The organism is Roseomonas sp. 18066 (assembly GCF_902706185.1).
Classification (GTDB): domain Bacteria; phylum Pseudomonadota; class Alphaproteobacteria; order Acetobacterales; family Acetobacteraceae; genus Pseudoroseomonas.
In genome coordinates this window covers 1-3,019 of sequence record NZ_CACSJM010000279.1, presented here as the reverse complement: position 1 = coordinate 3,019, position 3,019 = coordinate 1, and the positions used below count along the sequence as shown (strand labels likewise).

At 74.3% G+C, this 3,019-nt stretch carries 2 protein-coding genes; one reads left to right on the top strand and one right to left on the bottom strand.

All coding sequences use genetic code 11. The annotated features are described in order from the left end of the window. Window positions 1–25 precede the first annotated feature (25 nt). Complete coding sequence (locus GVN67_RS28570) at window positions 26–1,570, bottom strand: transglycosylase domain-containing protein (protein ID WP_235035603.1); 1,545 nt, start codon at window positions 1,568–1,570, stop codon at window positions 26–28. 194 nt (window positions 1,571–1,764) lie between these two features. Between GVN67_RS28570 and GVN67_RS28565 the strand changes: the two genes are divergently transcribed. Further along, the coding region (locus GVN67_RS28565) for a cation:proton antiporter (RefSeq protein WP_160000692.1) at window positions 1,765–3,019 on the top strand (1,255 nt) is incomplete at its 3' end.

Sequence of the window (3,019 nt, the reverse complement as noted above, 5' to 3'; positions counted from 1 at the left end):
ATCTGATAGGCGGCGATCGGGTCGGTCAGCTGCTTGCGCTCGTCGACCAGGCGCGGCGGCGCGGCCTCGGGGCCGTTGCTGCAGCCCTCGCAGCGGCGGTTGTCGGCGCGCCAGACCAGCCGGCCGAGACCACGTCCTGCATCCGCCGTGGCGCGGCGCCGAGCCGCCCGTCGCGGCCGACCGGGCGGGCCCAGCTGGCAACGGCGTCGAAGTCGAGCGTGGCCTGGCGCGGCTGCGCCGGCGTGGCGCGGTCCGGGCGTTCCAGCCAGGCGACGCGCGCCTCGCGGTTCTCGACGCCCAGCACCACGGCCAGCTTCCACTCGGCCGGGGCGCCGGGCGGGCGGGTGGCAGCCTCGAGGGCCGGCATCCATTCGGTCGGCCCGGCGGCGATCTTGGTGACGGCCCCGCGCCAGCCGCCGCGGCGGCGGTCGTATGAAAGAAGCCCGTCGCGCAGCGCGGCCTCGGTCGCGGCCTGCAGCCCGGGCTCCATGCTGGTGCGGACCACGAGGCCGCCCATGGTGGTCTGGTCCTGGCCGAAGCGGGCGACCAGCTCGCGCCGCACCTCCTCGGTGAAATACTGGCCGGTGGCCACCGTGTCGGGGCGGGCGCGGCCGCGCACCACGATCGGCTCCTGCTTGGCGGCATCGGCCTCGGCGCGGGTGATCACCCCGTCATCGGCCATCCGGTCCACCACCCAGTCGCGCCGCGCCTTGGCGGCCTCGGGGTAGCGGTTCGGGTTGTAGTTGTTGGGCGCCTTCGGCAGGGCGGCGAGGAAGGCGGTCTCGCCGATGGTCAGCTCGTCCAGGCCCTTGTTGAAATAGTTCATCGCCGCCGAGGCGACGCCATAGGCCTGGGCGCCCAGGAAGATCTCGTTCAGGTAGATCTCGAGGATGCGGTCCTTCGGCATGGCGCTTTCCAGCCGGAAGGCCAGGATCGCCTCGCGCACCTTGCGCATGATGGTGCGGTCGTTGCCGACCAGCATGTTCTTGGCGACCTGCTGGGTGATGGTCGAGGCGCCGGCGGCGCGGCGGCCGCTGGCCAGGGCCTCGACATTGGTCAGGGTCGCGCGGGCGATGCCGATCGGGTCGACGCCGTGATGGTCCCAGAAGCGCTGGTCCTCGGCGGCGGTGAAGGCGGCCTGGACGCGCTTGGGGATGGCGCCGATCGGCACGAAGACGCGGCGTTCCAGCGCCAGCTCGGCCATCAGCTTGGAATCGGCGGCGTAGATGCGGCTCATCTGCGGCGGCTGGTAGTCGGCGAGCCAGGCATGCTCCGGCAGGTCGGCGGTCGCCTGGCGGTAGAAGCCATAGCCGGCGATGCCGCCGACGGCGACGCCGGCCAGGCCGATCATCAGGCCGAAGCCGGCCAGCCGCGCGATGAAGCGGCCGACGCCGCCGCGCTTGCCGCCACCGCCCCCGCCGCCCTTCTTGCGGCCCTGGCGCGGGGGCCGCGGCGGGCGGCCGGGCGGGGCCGCTTCCGGCGCGGGGCCGGCGGGTTGCCCAGCGGGTTGCGAAACGGGCGCGCGGTCGCCGACCAGAGGACGGTCGGCGCGGAGGTCATTCGGTGCCATGGCCGGCTCCCCTTACACCCTCGGGCATGGCGGCGCGAAGCACCGAGTGCAGATGGCAGACAGATGGACCGGACAGGCCGGTCACACCAGGGTGAGTTGAGGGAGTACGCGTAACACCCTGTAAGCGCCGGCTACTGGTGGTGGCGGGCGCCGGCCCCTAGTCTGGCGGCCAGACCTGCCGGTGTCCCCCTGCCATGCACGACGCGCCCCCACTGCTGGCCATCCTGGTGCTGGCCCTGACGCTGTCCTTCGTCTTCGGCCTGGCGGCGCGGCTGCTGCGGCTGCCGCCGCTGGTGGGCTATCTGGTCGCTGGCGCGTTGGTCGGGCCCCATACCCCGGGCTTCTCCGCCGATCTGGGCTTCACCGCGACGCTCGCCGAGGTCGGCGTCGGGTTGCTGCTGTTCGGCGTCGGGCTGCATTTCCGCGCCGAGGACCTGCTGGCGGTCTGGCGCGTGGCGCTGCCGGGCGCGCTGGCCCAGGTCGCCATCGGCGGCACGCTGGGCGGGCTGGTGGGCGTCGCCCTGCTCGGCCTGTCCGGGCCGGGGGCGCTGGCCTTCGGGCTGGCGCTGTCCATCGCCTCCACCGCCGTCGCCACCCGGGCGCTGGAGGAGCGCGGCCGCCTCTCCGGCGAGGCCGGGCGGCTGGCGCTGGGCTGGCTGGTGGTGCAGGACCTGGTGGTGGTGCTCGGCCTGGTGCTGCTGCCGGCGCTGGCCAGCGGCCGGTCGGAGGGCCTCGGCCTCGCCATGCTGCGCGCGGTGGGCGAGCTCGTCGCCTTCATGGCGGTGATGCTGCTGGCCGGGCGAAGGGTGCTGCCCTGGGCGCTGAAGCGCGTCGCCCGCACCGGCTCCCGCGAGCTCTTTACTCTCGCCGTGGTGGTCGCGGCGCTCGGCGTCGCCTTCTCGGCCACCATCCTGTTCCACGTCTCCTTCGCGCTCGGCGCCTTCTTCGCCGGCATGGTGCTGGGCGAGAGCGACCTGGGCCACCAGGCCGCCGCCGAGACCGTCCCCCTCCAGCGCGTCTTCGCCGCCATCTTCTTCTTCTCGGTCGGCATGCTGCTGGATCCGGCCAATCTGGCGGCCGCTCCCTGGGCCTCGGCCGCCGCGGTCTTCGTCGTGCTGGTCGGCATCGGGGTGGCGACCTTCGCCCTGCTGCTGCTGCTGCGCGTGCCGCCGGCCACCGCCGCCGTGGTCGCCGCCGCCATGGCGCAGATCGGCGAGTTCTCCTTCGTCCTCGCCGAGCTGGCGATCGGCCAGGGCATGCTGCCGGCCGCGGTGCGCGGGCCGGTGCTGATGGGCGCCTTCGGCACCATCCTGCTGACCCCGCTGAGCTTCCGCGCCTTCGGCTGGACGGCGCAGCGCCTGGCCGCCCAGCCGCATCTGGCGCGCTGGCCCAGGTCGCCATCGGCGGCACGCTGGGCGGGCTGGTGGGCGTCGCCCTGCTCGGCCTGTC